The 23,060-nt window shown below is 70.4% G+C and carries 23 protein-coding genes; 22 read left to right on the forward strand and 1 reads right to left on the reverse strand.

Translation table 11 applies throughout. The features are described 5' to 3' along the window. Positions 1–68: 68 nt before the first annotated feature. From ACZ7J0_RS32565 to ACZ7J0_RS32575, 3 genes are all read left to right on the forward strand, one after another. Complete coding sequence (locus ACZ7J0_RS32565; protein ID WP_470893476.1) at positions 69–626, forward strand: hypothetical protein; 558 nt, start codon at positions 69–71, stop codon at positions 624–626. Then, complete coding sequence (locus ACZ7J0_RS32570; protein ID WP_470893478.1) at positions 610–2,205, forward strand: terminase large subunit domain-containing protein; 1,596 nt, start codon at positions 610–612, stop codon at positions 2,203–2,205. The genes ACZ7J0_RS32565 and ACZ7J0_RS32570 overlap by 17 nt, the downstream gene beginning before the upstream one ends. A gap of 76 nt (positions 2,206–2,281) precedes the next feature. Then, positions 2,282–4,138 (forward strand): hypothetical protein, encoded by a 1,857-nt coding sequence (locus ACZ7J0_RS32575; RefSeq protein ID WP_470893480.1) that lies wholly within the window; start codon positions 2,282–2,284, stop codon positions 4,136–4,138. A gap of 1 nt (position 4,139) precedes the next feature. Here ACZ7J0_RS32575 and ACZ7J0_RS32580 read toward each other — a convergent pair whose 3' ends face one another. Continuing rightward, a complete protein-coding gene (locus ACZ7J0_RS32580; protein ID WP_470893482.1) occupies positions 4,140–5,030 on the reverse strand; it encodes a hypothetical protein in 891 nt (296 codons plus the stop codon). Between the two features lie 159 nt (positions 5,031–5,189). Between ACZ7J0_RS32580 and ACZ7J0_RS32585 the strand changes: the two genes are divergently transcribed. From ACZ7J0_RS32585 to ACZ7J0_RS32675, 19 genes are all read left to right on the forward strand, one after another. Beyond that, complete coding sequence (locus tag ACZ7J0_RS32585; RefSeq protein ID WP_470893484.1) at positions 5,190–5,990, forward strand: hypothetical protein; 801 nt, start codon at positions 5,190–5,192, stop codon at positions 5,988–5,990. Between the two features lie 101 nt (positions 5,991–6,091). After that, a complete protein-coding gene (locus ACZ7J0_RS32590; protein ID WP_470893486.1) occupies positions 6,092–6,826 on the forward strand; it encodes a hypothetical protein in 735 nt (244 codons plus the stop codon). Between the two features lie 12 nt (positions 6,827–6,838). Next, complete coding sequence (locus ACZ7J0_RS32595; protein WP_470893488.1) at positions 6,839–7,900, forward strand: major capsid protein; 1,062 nt, start codon at positions 6,839–6,841, stop codon at positions 7,898–7,900. Positions 7,901–7,903: 3 nt separating this feature from the next. Then, positions 7,904–8,281, forward strand: coding sequence for a hypothetical protein (locus tag ACZ7J0_RS32600; protein ID WP_470893490.1), 378 nt, complete (start codon positions 7,904–7,906; stop codon positions 8,279–8,281). A gap of 92 nt (positions 8,282–8,373) precedes the next feature. Further along, entirely contained in the window at positions 8,374–8,715 is a 342-nt protein-coding gene (locus tag ACZ7J0_RS32605) for a hypothetical protein (protein ID WP_470893492.1), read from the forward strand. Further along, complete coding sequence (locus tag ACZ7J0_RS32610; protein ID WP_470893494.1) at positions 8,712–9,551, forward strand: hypothetical protein; 840 nt, start codon at positions 8,712–8,714, stop codon at positions 9,549–9,551. Before ACZ7J0_RS32605 ends, ACZ7J0_RS32610 begins: the two co-directional genes overlap by 4 nt. Next, positions 9,548–9,745 carry a hypothetical protein gene (locus ACZ7J0_RS32615; RefSeq protein ID WP_470893496.1) on the forward strand — a complete coding sequence of 66 codons (198 nt, stop codon included), beginning with the start codon at positions 9,548–9,550 and terminating at the stop codon, positions 9,743–9,745. The genes ACZ7J0_RS32610 and ACZ7J0_RS32615 overlap by 4 nt, the downstream gene beginning before the upstream one ends. 3 nt (positions 9,746–9,748) lie before the next feature. Next, entirely contained in the window at positions 9,749–10,144 is a 396-nt protein-coding gene (locus ACZ7J0_RS32620; RefSeq protein WP_470893498.1) for a hypothetical protein, read from the forward strand. Further along, positions 10,144–10,596 carry a DUF6093 family protein gene (locus ACZ7J0_RS32625; RefSeq protein WP_470893500.1) on the forward strand — a complete coding sequence of 151 codons (453 nt, stop codon included), beginning with the start codon at positions 10,144–10,146 and terminating at the stop codon, positions 10,594–10,596. The genes ACZ7J0_RS32620 and ACZ7J0_RS32625 overlap by 1 nt, the downstream gene beginning before the upstream one ends. Continuing rightward, positions 10,593–10,979 carry a hypothetical protein gene (locus ACZ7J0_RS32630; protein ID WP_470893502.1) on the forward strand — a complete coding sequence of 129 codons (387 nt, stop codon included), beginning with the start codon at positions 10,593–10,595 and terminating at the stop codon, positions 10,977–10,979. Before ACZ7J0_RS32625 ends, ACZ7J0_RS32630 begins: the two co-directional genes overlap by 4 nt. Beyond that, positions 10,976–11,425 carry a hypothetical protein gene (locus ACZ7J0_RS32635; protein WP_470893503.1) on the forward strand — a complete coding sequence of 150 codons (450 nt, stop codon included), beginning with the start codon at positions 10,976–10,978 and terminating at the stop codon, positions 11,423–11,425. Before ACZ7J0_RS32630 ends, ACZ7J0_RS32635 begins: the two co-directional genes overlap by 4 nt. 97 nt (positions 11,426–11,522) lie before the next feature. Next, complete coding sequence (locus ACZ7J0_RS32640) at positions 11,523–11,999, forward strand: phage tail tube protein (RefSeq protein WP_470893505.1); 477 nt, start codon at positions 11,523–11,525, stop codon at positions 11,997–11,999. A 98-nt stretch (positions 12,000–12,097) separates the two neighbouring features. Continuing rightward, positions 12,098–12,664 (forward strand): hypothetical protein, encoded by a 567-nt coding sequence (locus ACZ7J0_RS32645; protein WP_470893507.1) that lies wholly within the window; start codon positions 12,098–12,100, stop codon positions 12,662–12,664. A gap of 134 nt (positions 12,665–12,798) precedes the next feature. After that, on the forward strand, positions 12,799–13,068 hold the full coding sequence (locus tag ACZ7J0_RS32650; RefSeq protein WP_470893509.1) for a hypothetical protein: 270 nt from the start codon (positions 12,799–12,801) through the stop codon (positions 13,066–13,068). Positions 13,069–13,086: 18 nt separating this feature from the next. Continuing rightward, entirely contained in the window at positions 13,087–18,300 is a 5,214-nt protein-coding gene (locus tag ACZ7J0_RS32655) for a phage tail tape measure protein (protein WP_470893511.1), read from the forward strand. Then, positions 18,293–19,195: a phage distal tail protein gene (locus ACZ7J0_RS32660; RefSeq protein ID WP_470893513.1), complete on the forward strand. Its 903-nt coding sequence runs from the start codon at positions 18,293–18,295 to the stop codon at positions 19,193–19,195. The genes ACZ7J0_RS32655 and ACZ7J0_RS32660 overlap by 8 nt, the downstream gene beginning before the upstream one ends. A gap of 10 nt (positions 19,196–19,205) precedes the next feature. Beyond that, positions 19,206–20,144: a hypothetical protein gene (locus tag ACZ7J0_RS32665; RefSeq protein ID WP_470893515.1), complete on the forward strand. Its 939-nt coding sequence runs from the start codon at positions 19,206–19,208 to the stop codon at positions 20,142–20,144. Next, complete coding sequence (locus ACZ7J0_RS32670; protein ID WP_470893516.1) at positions 20,141–21,244, forward strand: hypothetical protein; 1,104 nt, start codon at positions 20,141–20,143, stop codon at positions 21,242–21,244. Before ACZ7J0_RS32665 ends, ACZ7J0_RS32670 begins: the two co-directional genes overlap by 4 nt. After that, positions 21,241–23,004, forward strand: a complete 1,764-nt coding sequence (locus ACZ7J0_RS32675) for an autotransporter outer membrane beta-barrel domain-containing protein (RefSeq protein ID WP_470893518.1) — start codon at positions 21,241–21,243, stop codon at positions 23,002–23,004. The genes ACZ7J0_RS32670 and ACZ7J0_RS32675 overlap by 4 nt, the downstream gene beginning before the upstream one ends. Positions 23,005–23,060: the final 56 nt, after the last annotated feature.

A 23,060-nucleotide genomic window follows, 5' to 3' on the forward strand; every position in this document is an offset into this window, starting at 1 on the left:
AAACGACCCGATCAGGGATCATGTAGACAGGCGCGGGGCCTGACACGAAGTGCGGGAGCCCCACCGCCATGCCCCTGTCCAAAGCACAAGCAGCAGAGGTCGCCGAACGCCGCGCCAAGCTCGTCAAGCTGCGCCGCCAGGGCGTCCCCTTCGACGACCCCCGCATCCAGGCACTCGGCTACTCCTCACGCTCGCACGCCACCAAGGACCTCATCCGCGCCCTGGAGAGCAACCGCGCCGACGAGCAGGCCGAAGTCTCCGTCTACCGGCAGCAGGAGAACGAACGCCTCGACGCGCTCCTCGAGGCCGCCTGGCCCAAGGCCACCAGCCCCAGCCCCATCGTCGACAAGGACGGCATCGTCGTCGGCGAGGGCATCGACTTCAAGGCCGTCGACACCGTCCTCAAGCTCATGGACCGCCGCGCCAAGCTCAACGGCCTCGACATGCCCGTCAAGACGGAGCTGTCCGGACCCGGCGGGGGAGCGATGCGCCTCGACCACGCGGGCCTCGCCGAGCTGAACCAGCTCATCGCCACCGCCGGCGACCCAGACCCTGATGACCCGGACGTCGATGAGGACCTGGGCGAGACGTACGTCGACGAGGACGACGATGACGACGAGGCCTGACCTCGACTTCGACGTCGTCTCCGAGGCCGAGGAGCTCCTCCGCCTCACCGCCGCCTACCGGCAGATGAACCGGGCGGAGCGGCGCCGCATTGCACGCCGGGCCAGCCCCGAAGTGCGTACCGTTCTCGCCGAGGTCGAGCGGACCATGGCGCTGGAGCGCTCGCCGGGCTCCATGGCCGCGATCCTCACCGACGGTCGCGAGATGCAGGCCCCGCACCTCGCCCTGATCGACCAGCTGTTCAAGAGGATCGCCCGCGGCGAGCAGGTCAAGGCGCTCATCACCATGCCCCCAAGGCACGGAAAATCGAGACGTGCCGCCCGCTGGGCACCGCTCTGGTACCTGGCGCGGCACCCCGACCACCGCATCATGATCGCGTCCTACGGTGCCGACCTGGCCGAAGAGCACTCCCGCTGGATCCGCGACGCCATCAACACCTACGGCCCCCGCATCGGCCTCGCCCTTCACTCCGGCTCCAAAGCCGCAGGCCGCTTCGACCTAGCCGACCCCCAGACCGGAGAGCGCCTCGACGGAGGGCTTGTCGCCGCCGGCGTCGGAGGAGGCCTCACCGGCAAGGGCGCCCACGTCGCCATCGTCGACGACCCCATCAAAGACGCCGCCGACGCCGAATCCCCGACCATGCGGCGCCGTCTGTGGGACTGGTGGACCGCAGTCCTCAACACCCGCATGGAACCCGCCGGGTCGATCATCGTCATCCAGACCCGCTGGCACGAGCAGGACCTCGCCGGCCGGATCCTCGAAGGCCAGGACACCTCCGACTGGATCACCCTCGACCTCCCCGCTATCTGCGACACCGACGACGACCCCCTCGGCCGCCCCCTCGGCGCAGCCCTGTGGCCCAAGCGGTACGGCCGCCGCGCCCTCGCCAAGACACGTAAGGCCGTCGGCGAACGCGTCTGGTGGTCCCTCTACCAGCAAAAGCCCCGCCCCATGGAAGGCGGCGTGTGGAAGTGGCCCTGGATCACCGACAACCGCATCACCCCCGTCGCCTTCCGCGGCGTCGACCTCTCCCGCATCGTCGTCGCCGTCGACCACGCCGGCGGCGCCGACGACGTCAACGACGAGACCGGCCTCATCGCCGCCGGGCGCACCACCGACGGGCACATGTACGTCGTCGCCGACCGCTCCGGCCGCATGGGCGCCGACACCTGGGGACACGCAGCCTGCCGCCTCGCCCTCGACGTCGAAGCGGACGCGATCATCGTGGAAGACAACTTCGGCGGCGACATGGCCAAGCAGATCGTCACCCAGGCCTGGAAGGAGCTCGCCGAACAGGGCGAACCCAAGGGCCGCCTCATGCCCGCGATCATTGAAGTCCACGCCAAGCAGGGCAAGCGCCTGCGCGCCGAACCGATCGCCCAGCTCTACGCCCAGGGCCTCGTCCACCACGTCGGCGAACACCCCCGCTTCGAGGGCCAGCTCGTCACCTGGATTCCCGGCATGGACTCACCCGACCGCATGGACGCCGGCGTCCACGCACTCACCGAACTCGCCGACCCCGCCGCAGCCCCCATGAAGACCGGATCGTACGCCGACCAGCGGCTCGCAGGACGACGCTGACGGGCAGCGGGAACACGAGAGCCCTGCGCCCGTACGCTGATCAGTAGGCGCGGGGCCTGGTACGGAGGGACTCTCTGTGGGCCTCAAGTCCGTAGTCATCGACGCCTGGTCGTGGCTGAACTACAAGCCCATCTACAGCGACAGCCTCCTCGGCATGCCCCACCGCAGGGCGTTCCCCGAGGCGTTCGCGTCCTGGGTGCCGGCCGCCGACGAGCGGCGCCTGGCCGCGTACAAGCTCCTCGCCTCCTACGACAACAATCAGGCCGCCGAGCTCGCCGAGATCCGCGACGGCGCCGGGGCCCGGGAACGCCGCGAGTTCGGCGACCCGGCCATGTTCGTGGAGACGCTGGTGTCCCACGTCATGGGCCGCGATCAGCAGATCGTCGTCCCCGGAGCCGAGCAGAGCGACGACGACAGCGGCGAGCAGGCGGCCGCCGAGCAGCTGCAGAACCTGCTGCGGGACTGGGCAGAGGACGAGCTGCTGACAATGCGGATGCTCCAAACCGAGCGGAAAGCCGTCGGCCTGGGCGACGGCGTGTACCTCGTCTTCTGGGACCCGGCCAAGCGCCGCGCCCGGCTGCGTACCTACGACCCCGGCTTCTACTTCCCCGTCCTGCCCGAAGACGGCGACGCCGCGGACTTCCCCGACCGTGTCCACCTCGCCTGGGAGCTGCCCGAGGACCCCAAGCGCGGCCTGAAGGCCCGCCTGCGCCGGATCACCTACGAGATGGACTGGATCCGCCCGGCCACCGCGTCCGGGGTCGACCGGGCCGGCCGCGCCGTACGGGCGCCGCTCATGTCCGAGCCGACCGACGACGAGCCGGCCGTACCGCTCCTGGGCATCGGCGACCAGGTCGACGAGTTCGGCGCGATCTCCCGCGAGTACGTGTGGAACGACGAGCCGGTCTACCGCACCTGCTACCTCACCGACGCGACCTGGGAACTCGGCGACCTCAAGGGCCCCGTCGACGTCGACAGTCTCCCCATGGACAAGGCCCGCTTCGCGACCAGCCCCGGCGGGGAAGTCCTCGACCACCTCGACCTATACATCGACTTCGTCCCGGTCATCCACGTCCCCAACACGGTGCCCCCGGCCGAAGAACACTGGGGCCAGTCCTCCCTCGCCAAGGTCCTCCAAGTCTTCGACGAGATCGCGGGCACCGACACCGACTCCTCCAAGGCGTCCGCGACTACCGGATCGCCGATCATCGCCGTGTCCGGACGCCCGTCGAGCGGACAGACCCAGCAGCTCGCCGTGCGCGCCGGCATGGTCCTCGAGCTCGGCGACACCGGCCGCATGGACACCCTCAACACCGCCCCGCAGCTCGCCGAGCTCCGCAATCACCGCGCCGACCTCACCGAACGCGCCGCCACCAACGCCCGCCTCCCCGCCGTCTCCCTCGGCACGATGGACCCCTCCAAGGTGCCCTCCGGCTACGCCCTTGAGCTCAGCCTCGGCCCCCTCGACTCCCTCATCGACTCCATGCGGCTGGCCCGCGCCCACAAGTACGCGCTGCTGCTCAAGTTCGTCACCCGCCTCCACCTGGCCGGCCAGCACCCCGACTGGACGGGCGTGACACCGCTGCCCGCGAAGCTCGTCTTCGGCCCGTACACACCCACCGACAAGGCCGCCGTCCTCGACCAGGTCACCACCGCCTACGGCGCGGCCGTGATCTCTCTGGAGACCGCCGTACGGACCCTCACCGAAGCCGGGTGGGCCATCGACGACGCCGAGCAGGAGATCGAGCAGATCCAGTCCCGCCAGTTCGAGCAGGCCCGGTTCCTCGCCGACGCCACCGGCTCCACCGACGCCGTCGGCAAGTTCCTCGGCATCGACATCAACCCCGACCCGGCGCCGCCCGTCGTCCAGCTGCCACCCCCTGAGGAGTTTGGTGTCGGCACGGAGGGACCGAAAGCCGGAGCAGGTACCTGAGTCAGACTGCCGCCTGCGCGCAGTTGAAGCAGAGGTCCACACCCTCGGGAGCGGCCTTAGTCGGGGCACCCGTCACCAGGGCATCGCTGCCGCAATGCTGGCATCGATCCACTGGAGGTACGGAGGGCTGGCTGAACATGGCTCCTGGGGAGTTCCGGCCGGGACGCCAGTCGCGTGACAGGATCACGGTGGCGTACTCCTCGGCGGCCAGTTCGCTAGGCCATCCCATGGTGCAGAACTTGCACGACACCTCAGGGTTCCCCACGACGAGGGCACAACTCTGGCAGGAGGGGCACTGCACGATGCGCTGAGCGTTCCGTTCCAGCTCACTCGCGATCTCCTGCATGCGCTGCTTCTTGAAGCGCTGGATTGCTGCAAGCCCACGACTGACGGGCTCCATGGCGGTCTCGGCGTCCCATCGCTCGTTCTCTTCGAGCGCCGGCAGAAGGCGTTCGGAGAGGAAGTCGACCAAGAAGCTGAGGACCGCAGCGGCGTTGCCCTCGACGGCTGCGGGGGAAAGCTCGAGACCATAGTGTTGGAGGGCGTTGCGAGTCATCGCCAGGCTCTTGATAGCTCTGCGGGCGGCGACGTCAATCTGGATATCGGCTACCAGGTCAAGACGCTCGATGGCCTGCTCCAGGCCGCAGCTCTTGAACTCGCCGGAGACGAACTTCTTGCGATCTGCGCTCGCGGGGTTCTCGAGGACCTGGCTCCAGTGCTCCTGGGTGAGTCGTGCCTTGAGCAGCACCTCGGTTGCGGCGTACAGGTGGATCACGCCGTACTTGAGATCCCGGGGGGTGAGCTCCTCAACCCCCTTGCCCAAGTGGCGTACGACGCTGACGAGGTAGTCGATCCCGTTGTCCACTGGGGGAAAGCGGATCGTTGTGGGCATGGCGCCCCCTTACGGCTGGTCGGCTCTATCGCCCCGTTCCCCGGGGACCGCTCAGAGTACCGACCGTCTCGAAGCGGAGCAGGGGGAACGATCCGCGATCCGTGTGGTCTCCTTGATCTCAGGCGCGGGGCCTGAACTGTCCTTGGGAGGACTGCTCTCATGCGTCGCCCCGCGCAGCCCCGCACCACCGCCGCCCGCGCAGCCTGGGTCCGCCCGTACACGGGTGTGGAGGCCCTCGCCGTCTTCTACAACGGCGACCCCGCCGCGCCGCCGACGCCGGCGAACATGCCGCCGCAGAGCAGCGTCACCCCTCCCGCCACGCCCCCGGCACCTGCCGCCCCGGGCGACGACGAGGACAAGGTCACCATCACCCAGCGGCGCCTGAACGTCCTGATGAAGAACGAGAAGGACGAAGGTCGCAACGCCGCACTTCGGGCGATCGCCGAGGCAGCGGGCATCCCCACCGACAACCTCGACCCGGCCCAGGTCGCGAAGCTCCTCAAGGACGCCCAGGCCACCCGGCAGGCCCAGCTCACCGAGGAGCAGCGCCGCACAGAAGAGCTGACCGCCCGGGAGCAGGCCGCCGCTGCGCGCGAAGCAGCCGCCGAGGCCAAGGAGCAGGCGGCCGCCGTACTCGAGCGCGAGACGAAGATCAGGGCCGAACTCGTCCGCCTGGGCGCCACTGGCGACGACCTGGACGACGCCTTCGCCCTGGTGAAGGGAAAGCTCGCCGATGACGCTGACACTGCGGCCATCACCGCAGCGGCCCAGGCGCTGAAGGAGCGCCGCAGCACCCTCTTCGGTACCGGGCCCGCCCCGCAGACTCTGCCGCCCGCTCCCGGCGGCGCCCCGGCCGGCGGGCCACCCGCCCGCACCCCCGCCTCGGGTAAGGACGCAGTCCGCGCGGCCGCCCGCGCCCGAGCCGTACAGATGGGCCTGCGCTCCGACGACGCAGCCTGACCAAGACCAGCACCACCCGAGGGACCACGCCCTGACCCCCGTGGACGGCACCACACCAGGTGCCCGCACCTATCCCGCGCTCACGCGAAAGGGGTCACGGCGTGGACATCCAGCCGTACACCACCAGCGAGACCCTTGCCATCGGCCGCCCGTGGCTGATGAGCATGCTCGGCATCGAGGCCAACCAGAGCGTCACCCTCGACCTGTCGGCGTTCGACGAGACTCTCCACTGGACCGAGGCGTCGAGGTACCAGCCCGAGCGGAAGCTGAAGTCCGGCATCCCGCTCGGCAAGAACACCACAACCGGCCTGTACGAGCCGTACAACGCCGTCACCAACGAAGTGCAGACCCTCACGGTCACCGGCGGCCCGACCGGCGGCACCTTCACCATCACGTGGAGCGGCCAGACCACCGCGGCCATCGCCTACAACGCCACCGCCGCGGCGGTTCAGGCCGCGCTCGAGGCCCTGTCGAACATCGCGCCCGGCGACGTCGTCGTCACCGGCAACGCGGGGGGTCCGTGGACGCTCACGTGGGGCGGGACCCAGCTCGGTGAGAACGTTGCCGCGCCGACGACCACCGAGTCCTTCACCGGTGGCACCACCCCCGACATCACCATCGCCACCACCACCGCCGGCGGCACCGCCGCCACGGCCAACGGCACCGACGTCTTCGCCGGGTTCCTCTTCACCGAGGTGTCCTTCTACCCCGGACACACCAAGGCCGCTGCCGCGCTCATGGTCCACGGCCAGATCGACGTCGCCAAGCTCCCGGTCGCGTTCGACCCGACCGACGTCCCGGCCGGCTCCAACACCAACTTCGTCTACGGCATCTGAGCAGGAGCCACCATGACCGACATGATGGAGCTTCTGCTCCGCGACCTGAACCCGACGGAGATCCAGGCCTTCGTCCGCGAGATCCAGACCCCCGCCAACTACGCCCTCACGCTGTCGGTCATGCCCGAGCGCACGATCGACTCCGTGATGTGGGAGCACCGGGGCACCCGCCGACGGGTCGCCGCCGCGTCCTACCGCGCGTGGGACGCGCAGACCAAGGTCGCCACGCGTGAGATCACGAAGTTCGCGACCTCCGGCAAGCTCCTGCCCCTCGGGCAGAAGTACATCGTCGGCGAGTTCGAGTCCATCCTGGAGAGCCTCGACCGGGGCATGGACACCCGCGACCTCGTCCGCGCCGTCTACGACGACGTCGGCGCGCACGTGCTGTCCATCAAGAAGCGTCTCGAGCTCGCGGCCGGCGACCTCCTCGTCGACGGCAAGTTCACGCTGACCGGCGAGAACAACCTCGAGCTCGAAGCGGACTACAGCGTCCCGTCGGAGAACATGCCGACCGCCCCCACCGCGTGGACGGACCCGACCGCCGACATCCTCGGCGACGAGATGCGCTGGATGGAGGTCCTGCGCTCGTCCGGCGCCCCGGAGCCCGCCCGGGCGCTCACCTCGTACAAGACGTGGGCGCTGATGCTGTCCAACGACTCCTACCGCGCCGCCTACTACGGCAGCGTGAACTCGGCGTCGACCATCCCCACCGCCGTACTCGCCCCGAACGAGGTCGACGTCGTCCGGGCCCGCTACGGCCTGCCGCCGATCACCCGCTACGACGTGCGGATCGAGCTGGACACCGGCTCGGACGTCCGCGTGCTGCCGGAAAACATGTTCTTCCTTCTGCCGCCGAACCCTTCGCAGTGGGCCGAGACGCAGTACGGCCTCACCGCCGACGGCCTGATCCTGTCCCAGGGATCGAACCCGGCGATCCTCCGCGAGGAGGCCCCCGGCATCGTCGTCACCCGCGGCTACAAGGACGACCCGCCGCAGGTGTACACGAAGTGCTCCGCCGCCGCGCTGCCGGTCATGTACACCCCGGACATCCACATCGCTGCGACGGTGTGGTGAGCCATGGCCGCCCAGCTGAAGGGGACCGTCTACGTGACGGACCCGGACACCCACCAGACCGTCACCCTGGCCGCGGGCAGCAGCCCCGAGCCACGGCTGGCGGCGCTGGTGACCAACCCGGCCGCGTGGGTCGACGGGAAGCTGCCCCGTCTGAAGACCCCGGCCAAGGCGGAGACCGGGAAGGACCCGGAGGGCGACAAGGGCCCTTCCGGCGACGGCCCGGACGGCGCCTCTGGCGACGGGTCGGCAGCCTCCGCAGACGGTGGCCCGGACGCCGAGGCGCCGCCGGCTGAGGAAACCAAGCCGCCTGCACGTACGGCCAAGAAGACAGCCGCGCGCAAGACGGCCCCGAACGCCGCCGAGGGCACCGGCGGTCAGTAAGCGGCGTACGGGCCCGCCCCGGTGGGGGCGCCGGGCGGGCCCGTACCCGCTGTATCCCCTTCCCCCTCTTCACCTCACACCGGAGGAGCCTGATGGACGCCGCCGTACGCGCCTGGCTCATCTCACAGCTCGGCACCACCACCAGCCTGGTCGACCTCGAGCAGCGCTACACGGTCCTGCGCTCCGCCCGCGCCGTCGCCATTCAGATCCTCGAGGAGCGCAAGGCGGCCCTGATCGCCCGGCCTGCCTCCATCAACCTGTCCAGCGTCGTGTCCGTGTCGTACGCGGAGAACATCCGCGCCCTGGAGCGCCAGATCGCCATGCTGCAGGCGGGCAGGCCCCTGGCCCCCGACGAGAGCGACCCCGACGGCGACGGCACCGCGGGCGACAGCAGCATCGGAGTGATCCAGCTCGTCGAGCGGCCACGCAGATGACCACCCCCACCCGCACCCTCCAGACGGGACGTGAGCACCGCGAGGAACTCCTCACCCTCATCCTCGCCACCACGACCCAGCTCGCCACCGCGTGGAAGCACCTGACCGACGCTCAGGACCTGCTCCTGCGGCGTCTCGAGCGCATCCGCCCGGGCCGGGGAGCGACCGCCCGCACCCGCGCCGCGATCCTCGCCTTCAACCAGGAGGTCGGCGAGTTCGACCGCCTCGCCCGCGCCCTGGCCGAGCGGTGGGCCGCCACCGATCTGCCCGCCGCCTACCGCGACGGCGCCCTGCGCGCGCTGCGCTCCCTGGACTGGCCGCTGCGCCTGTTCACCTGGAACGCGACCCACCAGGCAGCCATCACGGGCATCACCGCCGCCTTCTATGTCGACCTCATCGGCCGCATCACCTCGGCTGTGCGCCGCGCCCACGCGTTCGCCCGCGCCGCTCAGGACCAGGCCCGCGCCCACACCGGCGTCGACACGCGCGCGCTTCTCGCCGACCACCCGCTGGGCACCGTCATCTACAGCGACCAGTCCCGCCACCCCGTCCAGGCTTGGGCCCGCTCCGCGCTCGCCTGGCAGGCCGTCGTCACCACCAACACCGGCGCCCTGAACCTTGCCCGCTTCGACCTCGGCGTCGAATGGATGGAAGTCGCCGACGGGCCCGAGTGCGGGTGGACCAATCACGCCGACACCGACCTCGCGCACCGCACCATCCGCACCGTCGACGACTGCGCCGCCTACCCGGCCGCCCACCACGGCTGCATCCGCCAGTTCATCCCGCGCCCCGACCTCACCGGCCGGCCCGACCTGGAATCGGGGCTCGAGCTATGACCGCCGTCTTCTGGAAGCGCCTGCACCTCGGCCTCTTCTTCGCCTGGCTGCTCCTGCTGCCGCCGTCGATCCTCTGGTGGAGAGAGTCCGTCCCGTACCTCGTCGGCATGTCCTGGTACGCCATCGCCATCGGCCACATCAGCTCCTGGCAATCCGCCCGCGTGGAGCACCTAGAAGAGAAGGACGAGGACTGACCCGTGAGCGAGCCGAGCGTCGCCGACAGCCCCCACCAGGTCCGCATCGCCAGCAGCGGGCGCACCGCGCGCGTCGAGGTCGACGGCCACGACATCAGCAGCGGACTGCAGGGCTACACGCTCGAGCAACGCGCCATGCAGCCGCCGCTGCTCGTCCTGTACGCCCACCCCGCCCGTACCGAGACCCTCTTCGAAGGCCTGGCCCACGTCGCCGTCGGCGAGCAGGCCGAGGAGGTCGACCACGGTGAGCTGATCGCCGCGTTCCTCTCGAACATCGACGCCTCAGCGCTCGAGAACGCGGCGTTGAACCGGGAGGACCTCGATGACGAGCGGTACGCCCTGACCCGGGCGATGCTCGCCCAGCTCGCGGACTGGGCCCGCGGCAAGGGGGGTTCCTGATGGGCATCCTCGACGACGCCCTGGCCGCGGTGGCCGACCTGGTCGAGGAGATGGTCCTTCTCGACACGGTGCGGATCGCGCTGCCCGCCGCCGGCGCCCCGGTCCTGAACGAGACAACAGGCCAGCTCGAGTACCCGGCTGGCGAGGTGCTGTACGAGGGGCCGGGCGCGATCCAGCCGTCCGACGCGTCCGCGCAGCTGTCCGCGCACCCGGACGCCGGGCAGCAGTGGCTTCAGGAGACGACCTCCCGCTACCGGATGCTCACCCCGCTGTCCGCGCCGATCGCGCCGAAGGACGCCCTCGCGTCCGTCGTCGCCGTCCACGACCCCGCCAACACGGCGCTCCTGGGCCGTACCTGGATCTGCATGGACGTCAGCCAGGCCGCGACGCTCGAGGCCGTACGCCGTACGCCGCTGGACCAGAACCGTGCCCCCAGGACGGTGGCACCGTGACCCCGGACGAACTGGCCGACCGGCTCGACCACGCCGCCGACAGGCTCGGCAACGCCATCTACAACGGCGTCCGGCACACCGGGGAACTCGGCAAGGCCAAGATCCGGGGCAACGCCTCGGGCCGGCCCGGGCCGAACGTCATCACCGGCCGCTACCGCAACTCCTGGGAGTCCACGCCGGCCCGCATCCCCTACGGCGGGCACTGCACCATCGGCACCTACGCGCCGCAGGGCCGGCGCCTGGAGTTCGGGTTCGTCGGCCCCGACTCGCTGGGCCGCGTCTACAACCAGCCGCCGTTCCCGCACGTCCAGCCCGCCCTCACGTTCATCGAGGCCATCCTCATGGCGCAGATGCGGCTCGCCGTCGCGGAGGCCCTGCTGTGATCTCACGCCGTCCCGTCACCCTGGCCCTGTCCGCGCTGCTCACCTCCGCCACCGGCCTCCCGGTCGGCCGCGGCGCACTACCCCTGGGGCAGGACCCGCCGTACTACGTGCTCCGGCTGGTCGACCACTCAACCTCCGGGGCGCCGTTCGCCGACGAAAACGAGGACGCCAGCCTCGTCTACCAGGTCGACTCCATCTCCGGACCCGACCCGGACATCCCCGGATCGACCGGCAGCGAAGACCAGGCCGAGTGGATGGCCGACAAGGCCCGCAACGCGTTCCTGGGCCGCGACCCGGAGACCGGGCTGTGGCTGCATGCCCTGACCGTGCCCGGCGCGAAGGTCGTCCGCAGATCCCTCGAGAACGAACCAGGGGGAACGAATGATCCCGCCGATGCCATCATTCACGGAGTGCAGAGGTTCAGGCTCGACCTGACCCCCGCCTGACCCTGTCAGGCATGTAGAACCGCACCGCGGCGGGACCCCACGCGGACGCCACCACGCAGGTGGCCGCCACTGCCGTACGCATCACAAGGGGTCCCCAATGCCCAGGTTCAGTCGTCGCGGAAACACCAAGATCCTCTTTGCCACGACCATCGCTTCCACCTCCTACATCCCCACCCGCGCCGAGATCACCGGCGCCACCAAGCTCACCAAGGCCATCGCCGCCGTGGAGGGCTTCGCCCTCGAGAACTCGCCGATCGACACCCCCGACCTCGAGTCCACCTTCACCTCGAAAATCGAGGGCGAGGACCAGGCCGCCGACTCGACGCTCACGTTCTACGAGGACGACACCGACGACGAGCTCGAGCAGGCCCTCGCCAAGGGAACCACCGGCTTCGTGATCATCCTGCGCAAGGGCGACGTCCCCGCCTCGAACTCGATGGACGTCTATCCGGTCACGGTCGCCTCCAAGTCGTCGAACATCACGGTCGACAACGAATCGGCGAAGTGGATGGCCAAGTTCGTCATCACCGACACCCCGGCGCTCGATGCGCCCGTGCCGGCCGCCGGCCCCTGACCCACCCCCCTTGAGCTCCCGGCCGGGCCCGACACGTTCGGGAAGGGGCGTCGTACGGCGCCCGGCCGGGTCCCCCTTCCCCGACGGAGGACCACCCCATGCCTGCCACCACCAAGAACACCCCTGTGCCCGTGCCGCCGCCGGCCGCAGCCGTCGCAGCCGACGCCCACTGGGCCGCCACCCGCGAGCGGCTGCGCAACCGCGCCCGGCCGATCGCCACCATGACGATCTGCGACGACCACGCCATCAAGACGGCGCTGGCCGCCGCCCAGTACGCGCTGCGCCGCGCCACCGGTCAGGCTGCCGACGACCCGGCCGACAAGACCCTGAAGGCTGCCGTGGCGGCCGCCCAGGCCGACGTGGACGCCGCGCAGGCAGCGTTCGACGAGGCAGCCACGGTGCTGCGGTTCCAGGCAATGCCCCGGCCCGCTTTCACCGAGCTGAAGGCCGCGCACCCGCCGACCGAAGAGCAGGCCGAGAACGACTTCGCGGTCAACATCGACACCATCGGCCCCGAGCTGATCGCCGCCGCCTCCCTGGATGGCATCACCGTCGAGGACGCGCAGTTCTACCTCGACGAGTGGGCCGAAGGCGAAGCCGCCACCCTCTTCAACACCGCCTGGAGCGTCCAGTCCGACACCCGCATGGACCTGGGAAAAGGCTGATCGCCGATGAACGTCTGCGCGCGGAGCTGGAGCTGTGCGACCGGTGGGGCATCCCGCACTCCCAGTTCCGCTCCATCGGCGACGGCCGCTGGAGTGCACGCGACCGGGAGAAGGCCCTGGCCTACCGGGACTACATGCGCACCGTGTGCCCGCAGTGCGGCACCCGCCACGAGGACTGGGACCACGGCGGCCCCGACGAAGAGGACGCCTACGTCGCCAGCGTGCAGCGATGCGTCGGCTGCCAGGTCATCGCAGACAAGCAAGAAGAGATCCAGAAGACCGGCGACCTCCACGGCAAAAAGATCGCGCTCATCCCCGTCTCCTACGCCGCAGCGCTCGAAGCGGAACGGGCGCTGAAGGCCGCCCGACGGCCTCACCGGCAACGCGACAACGAAGACGACTAGCAAGGAGGGGAGGGCGCAGTGGGCAACTGGAACCTGAGCGTTGACCTGCGGGGCACCGGCACCAGCCTGGCCCGCGAGCTGCGCCAGTCCGCCACCCACGCCCGCACCCTCGGCACGGCGGCCCGCACCGCACGCCGGGAGGTCCGTGCCCTCGGGCAGGACTCCACCACCGCTTCCCGCCATGTCCGCACGCTCGGCCGCGAGTCGCGTACGGCCGCCCGGCACGTCAACCGGCTCGGCAGCGACGCCCGCCGGGCCGGAACCCAGGTCAACCGGTACGGCGACGCGGCCCGCCGCTCCGACCGTCACATCAACCGCCTCGGGTCAGGCGCCCGCACCGCAGGCCGGGACCTGGCCCGCATGTCCGGGCATGTCGACGGAGCCGTACGCGACCTGCTGCGCCTGGCCGACGCCGCCCGCCGCGCGGACTCTCGCCTCAACTCCATCGGCGATCGCGGCGTGCGCTCCATGCGCAACTACGCCCGCGAGACCGGCCGGGTCCGTCACCAGGTCGTCGGCCTGGCAGGTCTGCTCTCCGGCGGTGCGCTCCTGATGGGCGGCGCCGAGATGGTCAAGGAGGGCAACGAATACCAGCAGGCCATGAACACGTTCGGGGCCGTCACCGGCGGCACCGCACTGCAGATGCAGCGCGCGGCCGCGACCGCCGCGGAGCTCGGCAACGACCTCACCCTGCCAGGGGCGACCGCAGCCGACGCCGCCGAATCCATGGTCGAGCTCGCCAAGGCCGGCTTCCGCACGGACCAGGCCATCTCCTCCACCCGCGCGTCCCTGACCCTCGCCTCCGCCGCGCAGGTCAACGCCGCCGACTCCGCGAAGTACCTCGGCGACATGATGGACCAGTTCGGCATGGGCGCCGACCAGGCATCGGTGGCCGCCGACACCCTCGCCGCCACCGCGAACGCCGCCTCCGGCGACATCGTCGACATCTACTACTCGATGAAGTACGCCGGCCCGGTCGCCCACGGCCTCGGCGTCACCATGCAGGAAGCCGCCGCCGGCGTCGGCATGCTCGGCAAGGCCGGCATCCTCGGCCAGACCGCCGGAACGACACTGCGCGGCATCTTCACCAACCTGGCCAAGCCCACCAAGCAGATGACGCAGGGCCTGACGGCCATGGGCATCGAGGCATGGGACACCCAGGGCAAGTTCAAGGGCCTGCGCTACGTCGTGGACAAGCTCGCCCAGGCCGAGCACTCCATGACCCAGAAGGACTTCACCGCCGCGGTCGCCAAGGCCTTCGGCAAGCCGGCCATGTCCGGCGCCATCGCCCTGGCCCACCAGGGCGTCGCCTCCTACGACGCGCTCATCCAGGCCGTGTCCTCCACCGGCGCCGCCTCCGACATCGCGGCCGCCAAGGGCAAGGGCCTCGCAGGTGCGATGCTGCAGCTCAAGACGCAGTCACGGCAGACCGGTCTAACCATCTACAACGGCCTCGCACCCGGCCTGGAGTACCTCACCCGCAGCATCACCGCCGGACTGTCCGAGGCCACCCCGAAGATCGAAAAGTTCTTCCGGTACCTCAACGACGCCGCAACCCTTTTCGGGCCCGGCATCAGCGCGGCCGTACGCAAGGAGCTCGGCGGGATCGGCGACTCCGTCGGCGACATGCTCGGGCCGCTGAAGGACTTCGGCGGCGACGCCCTGGCCGCGCTCCTGCACATCCTGCTGTCCGTCGGACGGATGGCCGCCGAGGTGCTGAGGAACGCCGCAGAGGGCGCCGAGGCGTTCATGTCCGGCCTGAGCGAGCTCGCCGGCGAGTCCAGCGGCGCCGCGACCTCCCTCGACCTGGTTGTCCTGGTCATCGACGCGCTCGCCAAGGCCGTCGAGATTGTCTCCACGGTCCTTGGCCCCCTCGGCCACCTGGTCGGCGGCCTCGCCTCGGCGTTCGGGTCCCTTCCCGGCCCGATCCAGACCGCCGTGTTCGCGATGCTGCTGATGCGCCGCGTCGGCCCCATGGCCCAAGGCCTCGCCGGAACCGTCGGCGGCCGGCTCACCGGCGCCTACCGGTCCCTGAACCAGCAGATGGCGATCCAGCGCACCCTGGCCGCCGCGTCCGGCGTGTCCATCGGCCGCTACGGCGCCGCGTTCGCTGTCCTGCAGTCCCGGGTCCCCCTCGTCGGGCAGATGGGCACCGCGTTCCGTACCGCGTCCGCGCAGACCGCCGGATTTGCCGGGTCGCTGCGCGGCGCCGCCGCAGCGGCCGGCACCGGTTTCCGTGCGGCCATGGGTGGCGCGATGGGCGTCCTGGGCGGCCCATGGGGTCTGGCGCTGACCGTCGCCGTCGTCGGCCTGGGCATGCTCGCCACCCGGCAGCAGAAGGCCGCCGCGGCCGCGCGGGAGCACGAGACGCAGATCGCGAACCTCTCCGCGGCGCTGCGCGAGTCGAACGGCATCGTGGATGAGAACGTCCGCCAGATCGCCATGCAGACCCTCATGGACACGAAGATCAAGACGACGCTCGACGGGCAGCAGCGTCTCATCGACGTCGCCAAGCAGGCGAAGATCCCGATGGCGGACCTCGTCGACGCCTACACCAACCAGGGCTCCAGCCTCAGCGAGCTGCAGACCAGGCTCCTCGAGGCGTCCAAGGCACAGAAGACGTGGGCCATGGACACCGAGAGCGGTGTCGGCGCAGAGTCGCTCACGGCGACCGGCCGCGCCGCCGAGGACCTGCGCACCGGCATCACCGGCCTGTCGGGGGACTTCAAGCGCGCCCAGGACGACGCCACCGCGTTCTCCGAAGGGGTCGCCAAGGCCGGGAAGAACACCACCGCCTACGACCTGCTCAAGACCTCTGTCGGGCAACTCGCGGACCGGACCGCGGACGCCGACTCCCGCACCCGGGCCCTGCGCGAAGCGCTCGACCTGCTGTCCGGCGGCTCGGTGTCTCTGCAGGCCGCCCAGGCCCGGGTGAACGAAGCCGTCTCCCGCGCCAACGACGCCATGGCCGCCGGTATCGACAAGTCCAAGGGCTTCGGGGACCAGCTCATCGGCATGAACGGCACGATCAACACCACCACCCGCAACGGCCAGGACCTGTTCGACACCTTCAACACCATCGCCGACAGCTCGACGTCCGCCGCGATCGCCGCCTACGACTTCGCCATCAGCCAGAAGCGCACCGTCCCCGAGGCCATTGAGGCTGCCCGCCGCGAGATGGCCAAGGGCCGCACGGCCGCGCTGAAGGTCGCCGCCGGCTACGACATCGCCGGCAAGGACGCCGCGAAGATGGCCGACTCCATGGGCCTGATCCCCGGCCAGGTGTCGATCCTCCTGCAGACCGAGGGCGTCGACACCGCTCTCGCCGAGCTGCTTGCCGTGCAGGCGGAGTTCGCCCGCATGCCGAAGGAGAAGACCATCAAGGTCGACGCCCTCGGCGCGGACGCGAAGCGGGAGCTCGAGGAAATCGGCTACAAGATCGAGCTCATCCCCGGCACCCGCGAATACAAGATCACCGCCCCGACCGCGGCGGCTCGCGCCGAACTCGACGCGCTGATCGCCAAGCTCGCCCAGGCCAACGGCAAGACCCTCGTGATGAAGGCACCGTCGGCCGGGGCGGTCAAGGAACTGTCCGCGATCCAGTCGAAGGTCGCGGCCACCAAGGGCAAGACGCTGACGATGAAGGCCCCCACGGGGGAGGCACGTCAGCAGCTCGAAGCACTCGGCTTCAAGATCCGCGACACCAAGGGCAAGACCGTCACGATCAGCGTCCCCACCGGCGACGCCGCCCGCAACGCCCGCATCATCCAGAACGCCATCGACAACATCCACGGCAAGCAGGTCGGCATCGGCGTCTACCTGTCCGCCACAGGCTCCGACCGGGACGCCAACGGCGTACCCGACATGATCCAGGCCCAGCAGGCCCGCGGCTCCGTCCTCGACTTCTACGCCGACGGCGGCACCAACCGCAACGGGATCCGGGAGAACCACGTAGCCCAGATCGCGCCCCGCGGCGCCTGGCGCGTGTGGGCCGAGGAGGAAACCGGCGGCGAGTCCTACATTCCGCTCAGCCCCTCGAAGCGGCCCCGCTCCCGGCAGATCGTGGAGGAGACCGTACGGCGCCTGGGCGGTGATCCGGCCGCCATCCAGTGGAACGCGGACGGCGGCGTGACCGACTGGCGCTACGACCCCACCACCGGCTCCCTCTACAGCCCCTCGGATGCGGGAAGCGCCGGCCGCAAGACGAAGAAGGTCAAGGGCAAGGAGATCTCCTACTTCGACCTCGGCCAGGTCGAACGGAACCTGAAGTCGACCTCCAAGGCGACCCGCGCCTGGAACCGGGACCTGGAGATCGTCGCCGACCGAGTCGGCGGCGACGTCGCAGAAGCGCTCGCCGCCATGGGCAAGGACGGCGTCGCGCTCACCCGCAAGATGGCGCACGGCTCGACGAAGTACATCAAGGAGATGGCAGACGCCCTCAACGGTCTGAGCATGACCGCGAAGGCGTCGCTCGCCGACTACACCAACGCCCTGAACAAGGCCACCACCGCCGACTCAGCCTTCGGGCAGAACCTCGCCAGGCTGGTCGCACGCGGCTACGGCGACCTGGCCAAGCAGTTGGCCGCCCAGGGCGACCAGGCCGCCATGGACATCGCGGCCTCCGCCGTCGGCGACTCCAAGAAGGCCGCCGCCGCGAACACCGCGGCCAAGCGCGCCAACAACGCCCTCACCAACGAGCAGGTCCAGCAGGTCGTCGCCATCATCGCCGCGATCTCCACCTCCAAGACCGGCATCCACGATGTCGCCGCCACCACCGGCATGGGCGAGGACGAGATCATCGCCACCGGCACCAAGGCCGGAGGCTGGATCAAGTCCGTCCTTGGCGCCCGCGCCACCCGGTTCCTCGCCGACCTCGCCCGCGCCGGCAAGGGCCTCTCGTACGCCAACGGCGGCATCCGCGAGGGCATCTACTCCACCCAGGGCGGCGCGGTGACCTTCGCCGAACCCTCCACCGGCGGGGAGGCGTTCATCCCTCTCGGCGCCACCAAGCGCCGCAAGGCCCTCCCAGTCCTGCGGGACGCCGCCCGCCGCATGGGCGTGGGCCTGACTGACCTGTCCGCCTCCAAGGAGATCGTCGTCATCAAGGAAGGCGGCGACACCTACGTGACCGTGCCCGCTGTACGCACCGGCGCCACCGCATCCGACATCGGCGCACAGGTCGGCCGCCAAGTCCGGCGCGCCCGCAGAGGAGGAGTGGCCGCCCGTGCCTGACGTCGCCCTCACCACCGGCCAGATCGACCTGTGCGGAACCGTCATCGGACGGGACACCAGCGTCAACGTCATCGACATCACCGGCCTGGGCCGGCCCCCCGTCCGCGACAACGACCACGACCAGCCCTCCATGGACGGCGCCTGGCCCGGCCCGGACTACTTCGCCCCCCGGCAGGTCCAGATCGACGCCGCCATCAAAATCCCCGGCGACCGGGCCGCCTGCCTCGACATGCTCGCCACCCTCCAGCGCCCGGCCGCCAACCCGGCCGTACGGCTCACCGGCGGTGCCACCCACACCCTGCGCCTGGCAATGGCGGGCCGGGCCGTCAAGCGGCTCGAGGGACGCCTGCGCCGCCTGGACGCTGACATCCGGCAGTCGATCCACGGCTACGTCCCCGTCGACATCGAGTTCCTGGCCACCGACCCGACCTGGTATGCCGACACCGAATCCGCCACCGAGCTGCCGCTGGGCTGGCTCACCGGCGGCGGGTTCGCGGCCCCGGTCACCGCGCCGATCCTCGTGCAGTCCGGGACGACGGCCGCCGACCGGCCCGGCTGGGTCATCAACAACGGTGACGCCGACGCCTGGCCCATCATCCGCATCACCGGGCCGTGCGCGCAGGCCTCCGTCACCCACGTGGAATCCGGCCGGACCCTCGCCCTGCCGACCCTCGACCTGGATGCCGGCCAGTGGGTGGAGATCGACACCCGGCCCGGGCACCGCACCGTGACCCGCGAGACCGGCGGGAACGCCTCCTCGCTGCTGACGCCCGCCTCCCGGATCGACCTTTTCTCCCTGCCTCCGGGGCAGAGCGAGATGCGTTTCACCGCCTTCGACGCCACCAACACCGCCCGCCTGTCACTGACGTGGCGCGACGCCTACACCGCCCTCTGAGGAGACCGCGATGACGCTCTTTCCCCGTCCGATCCTCATCAACGGCGCCACCCACAGCGCCCAGCAGTTCCGCCTGCTGGTCCGTGACCTGGCGCGCGGCGCGGAGGGCATCACCCAGGGCACCGACCTGAAGGTCACCCAGCTCGGCACACCCGGCACCAGCGTCCAGGTCGGCGACGGATCCGGAGTCGTCCGGGGCCGCGTCAACACCTTTCAGGGGCACTACTCGGTGTGCAACATCGGCGCCACGTCCGTGCCCATAGCGGCCACGGGCGGCTCCGGCCGCTCCGACATGGTCATCCTGCGCGTCGAAGACCCCGAGTACGAGGGAACCCTCAACCCGGCGACCGGCCAGATCGCCTACTTCCAGGTCATCTCGAATGTCTCCGCGTCCGCCACGACCATCCCGGACGGGCGGACCGGAATCCCCCTGGCCCGCATCGACATCCCCGCGTCCACATCCACGATCACCGACGCCATGATCAAGGACATTCGGACCCTCGCGAACCCCCGCCGCGAGCGCCAGCAGCTTCCCCAGTCCCCGACCCTGCTGTCCACCGAGATCACCGGCAACACCAGCACGTACAGCTACTTCAACACCCTCGGCGGATGGAACCTCACCGTGCCCACCTGGGCCAGCAAGGTCAAAGTCCGCTGCGACGTGTGGGGCGTCCGACTGACGACCGCGAACTTCTTCGGCGCGATGCGCGCCACGCTCGGCGCCTCCCTCATCGTCCAGGCCACCACCATCGACGACAACGGCGGAAGCGCCACACGCCGCATCACCCACGGCATCGCCGACACCCTCACCATCCCCGACGCCTACCGCGGCACCACCCAGCTCCTACGCCTCCAAGCCGCCGGCGCGTCCGGGAACACCGGAAAAATCTCCGTCGACGCGTCCTCCACCGCGCTGTACGACGTCGAATTCGAAGAGGCCCCCCGATGAGCCCCAGCCGGGACCGGGTCCTCACCCAGCACGCCCTCACCGGCGAGTGGCTCTCCCTCGACCTGCCGCTACAGGACCGCGAGTACGGGCCCGAACTCAACGGACCAGGATCCCTCTCCGGACAGCTCGAGCCCCGCCTCCTCGCCCAACACCCCACCCTCGTCGACCCGGGCACCACCAACATCTACGTCGAATCCGACGGCGAAATCCGCTGGGGCGGCATCGTCTGGGACGTCCGCACCCAGGGCAACAGCCTCGCCCTGGAAGCCGCCTCCTGGCCGTCGTACCTGCAAAAGCGACACGACATCGACGGCGAACTCGGCGCCCGCGGCCCCTACACCTACGCCGACCGGTGCCAGGTCATCCGCGACATCTGGGCCTACGCCCAAGCGGCCGCCGACGGCGATCTCGGCGTCACCGTCGACGCCACAACCTCCACCTCCACGGTCGGCACCCCCGACGACGTCCTGCACTTCAACGCCTGGGAGCACCCGGTCCTCGGCGAACGCCTCGACGACCTCGTCTCCGGCGACGCCACCCCCGACTACACGTGCACCACCTCGTGGAACGCCGACAAGAGCGATGTCATCAAGCACATCCGCCTCGGCTGGCCCCGCCTCGGGGCCCGCCGCACCGACATCTCCTTCAGCAGCGGCGTGAACATCGTCGAAGACCCCGAAGTCGAACTCGCCGGCGACGACTACGCCCAGGTCGTCATCGCCTCCGGCGCTGGCGACGGCTCCGCCAAGCGCCGCCAGATCTCCGCGATCCGCAACGGCCGCCTGCGCCTCGAGCACGTGCTGGACCTGCCGGACGTCAAGGGCACCGACATCCTCGCCGCCCGCGCCGCCTCCGAGCGGACCCAGCGCCAGAACCTCGGCTCGGTCAACCAGATCACCCTGCGCGACACGACGGCGGCGCCGTTCGGGAGCTGGCAGGTCGGCGACGACATCTACACCCGGGTCCACAACGCCTGGACCGACTACACCGGCTGGTGCCGCGTCACCGGCTGGACCATCCGCCCGGACGCGCCCGGCGGCCCTCAGGCCACCGTCCAGCTCAGCCCGGCCAACACCTACCAGTACGGAGGCGTCGCATGACGAACCTCGGACTCGAGCTGCAGAAGCTGAAGAAGCGCGTCGAGGCGGTGGAGCGCGCCTCGCGCCTGTCCTCCGCGTCCCTGGACGACACCCACCTGCAGGTCCGCGACGGCGCCGGGTCGCTACGGGCCCTGGTCGGGCAGCAGGCCGACGGCACCACCGCGGTGAACGTCGTCAACGGCCCCCCTCCGCCCGCCCCCTCCACGCCGGTCGTGGCCGCCGCGCTCGGCGGCATCAAAGTCACCTGGGACGGCACCCTCGAAGGCGGCCAGATCCTGCCGCTGGACTTCTCCCGCGTCGAAGTCCACGCCTCCCCGGTCTCCGGGTTCACCCCCAGCACGGTGACGCTGCAGGCGACGATCGAGACCCCGCAGGGCGCCGTCGTCTACCTTCCCGCCACCGGCCCTCTGTACGTACGACTGCTGGCCCGCAACACCTCCGGCACCGCCTCCACATCTACGGCACAGGTCGGCCCCACCAGCCCCACGCCGGTCGTCGCCGAGCAGCTCATCGACGGCATCGTCACCGAACTCAAGCTCGCCAACGACGCCGTCACCGCGGCGAAGATAGCCGCGGGCGCAGTCGGCACCACGGAGATCACCGACGACGCGGTGACCACCGCGAAGATCGTGGCCGGGGCGATCCTCGCCGGGCAGATCGCGGCCGGCGCCGTCGTCACCGACAAGCTGGCCGCCGACGCCGTCACCGCCGCGAAAATCGCCGCCCTGGCCGTCACGACCGGCAAGCTCGACGCCAACGCCGTGACCACCGCCAAGCTCGCCGCCGGATCCGTCGACGCGGTCGCTCTGAAGGCCGACGCGATCACCGGCAAGACCATCACCGGCGGAACCGTCACCGGCGCCACGCTGCAGACCGACACCGCCGGCAAGCGCGTCAAGGTCATCCCCAGCAACTCCATCGGCATCCCCGCGGTCCAGCTCTACTCCGGAGAGGCCACCGAGACCGCGCCCGGCGAACTCGTCGCGTCCGTGCGCACCTCGCCGCACGCCCGCCCCTACGCCGCACTGTGGGCGCCCACCGTCGCCGCCGCCGACACCAGCGCCACGCTCCAGCTCGTCTCCGGCGGCGGCACCAGCAACGACCAGGGCGAGTGGGAGCTCACCACCGGAGACGGATCCGGCGGCCTGACCCGCATCTACGCCTACGCCTCCGACGGGTCCGCCAACCCCGGGCAGATCGTCGCCTCCATCTACGAACCCGCCGCAGCCGACACCGCCGACCTCACGTTCACCGCGGACACGCTCGACTGGACCGACGTCAACGAGAAGGGCTTCTACTACACCTCGGACTCCGGCTCCACGCCCGGCCTGTACGTCACCGGCATCATCAAGGCCACCGACACCGAGTGGACCACCTACACCCCCACGGTCGCCGGCGGCGGCACCGCAACGTTCACCTCCCGCACCGGCTGGTACTACAAGCTCGGCAAAGTGGTCTTCTTCACCGCCGAGTTCGTCGTCAACGCCGCCGGAAACGGCGCCACCGCAGTCACCGTCACCGCGCCCAGCAGCATCTACCGCGGCACCCGCCAGGTCATCCCCTGCCACACCCAATCCACCACCACCGCCGGCGCCGTCATGAACGGCCACGCCGTCGCCCTCGAGACCGGCACCGGGGCCGTCATCGACCGCATCAGCGTCTCCAACGACGGCGCCGCGAACCGAGACAACATCCTCAACGGCACCAACCTCCTCGCCGGTGCCCGCATCACCATCTCCGGCAACTACCGCGAGGCCTGAGCCAGGGGGAGCGATCAGCCCCCCGGCACCTACGCTGAGATCACCGGGCGACCCTC

The organism is Streptomyces sp. NPDC038280 (genome assembly GCF_055600045.1).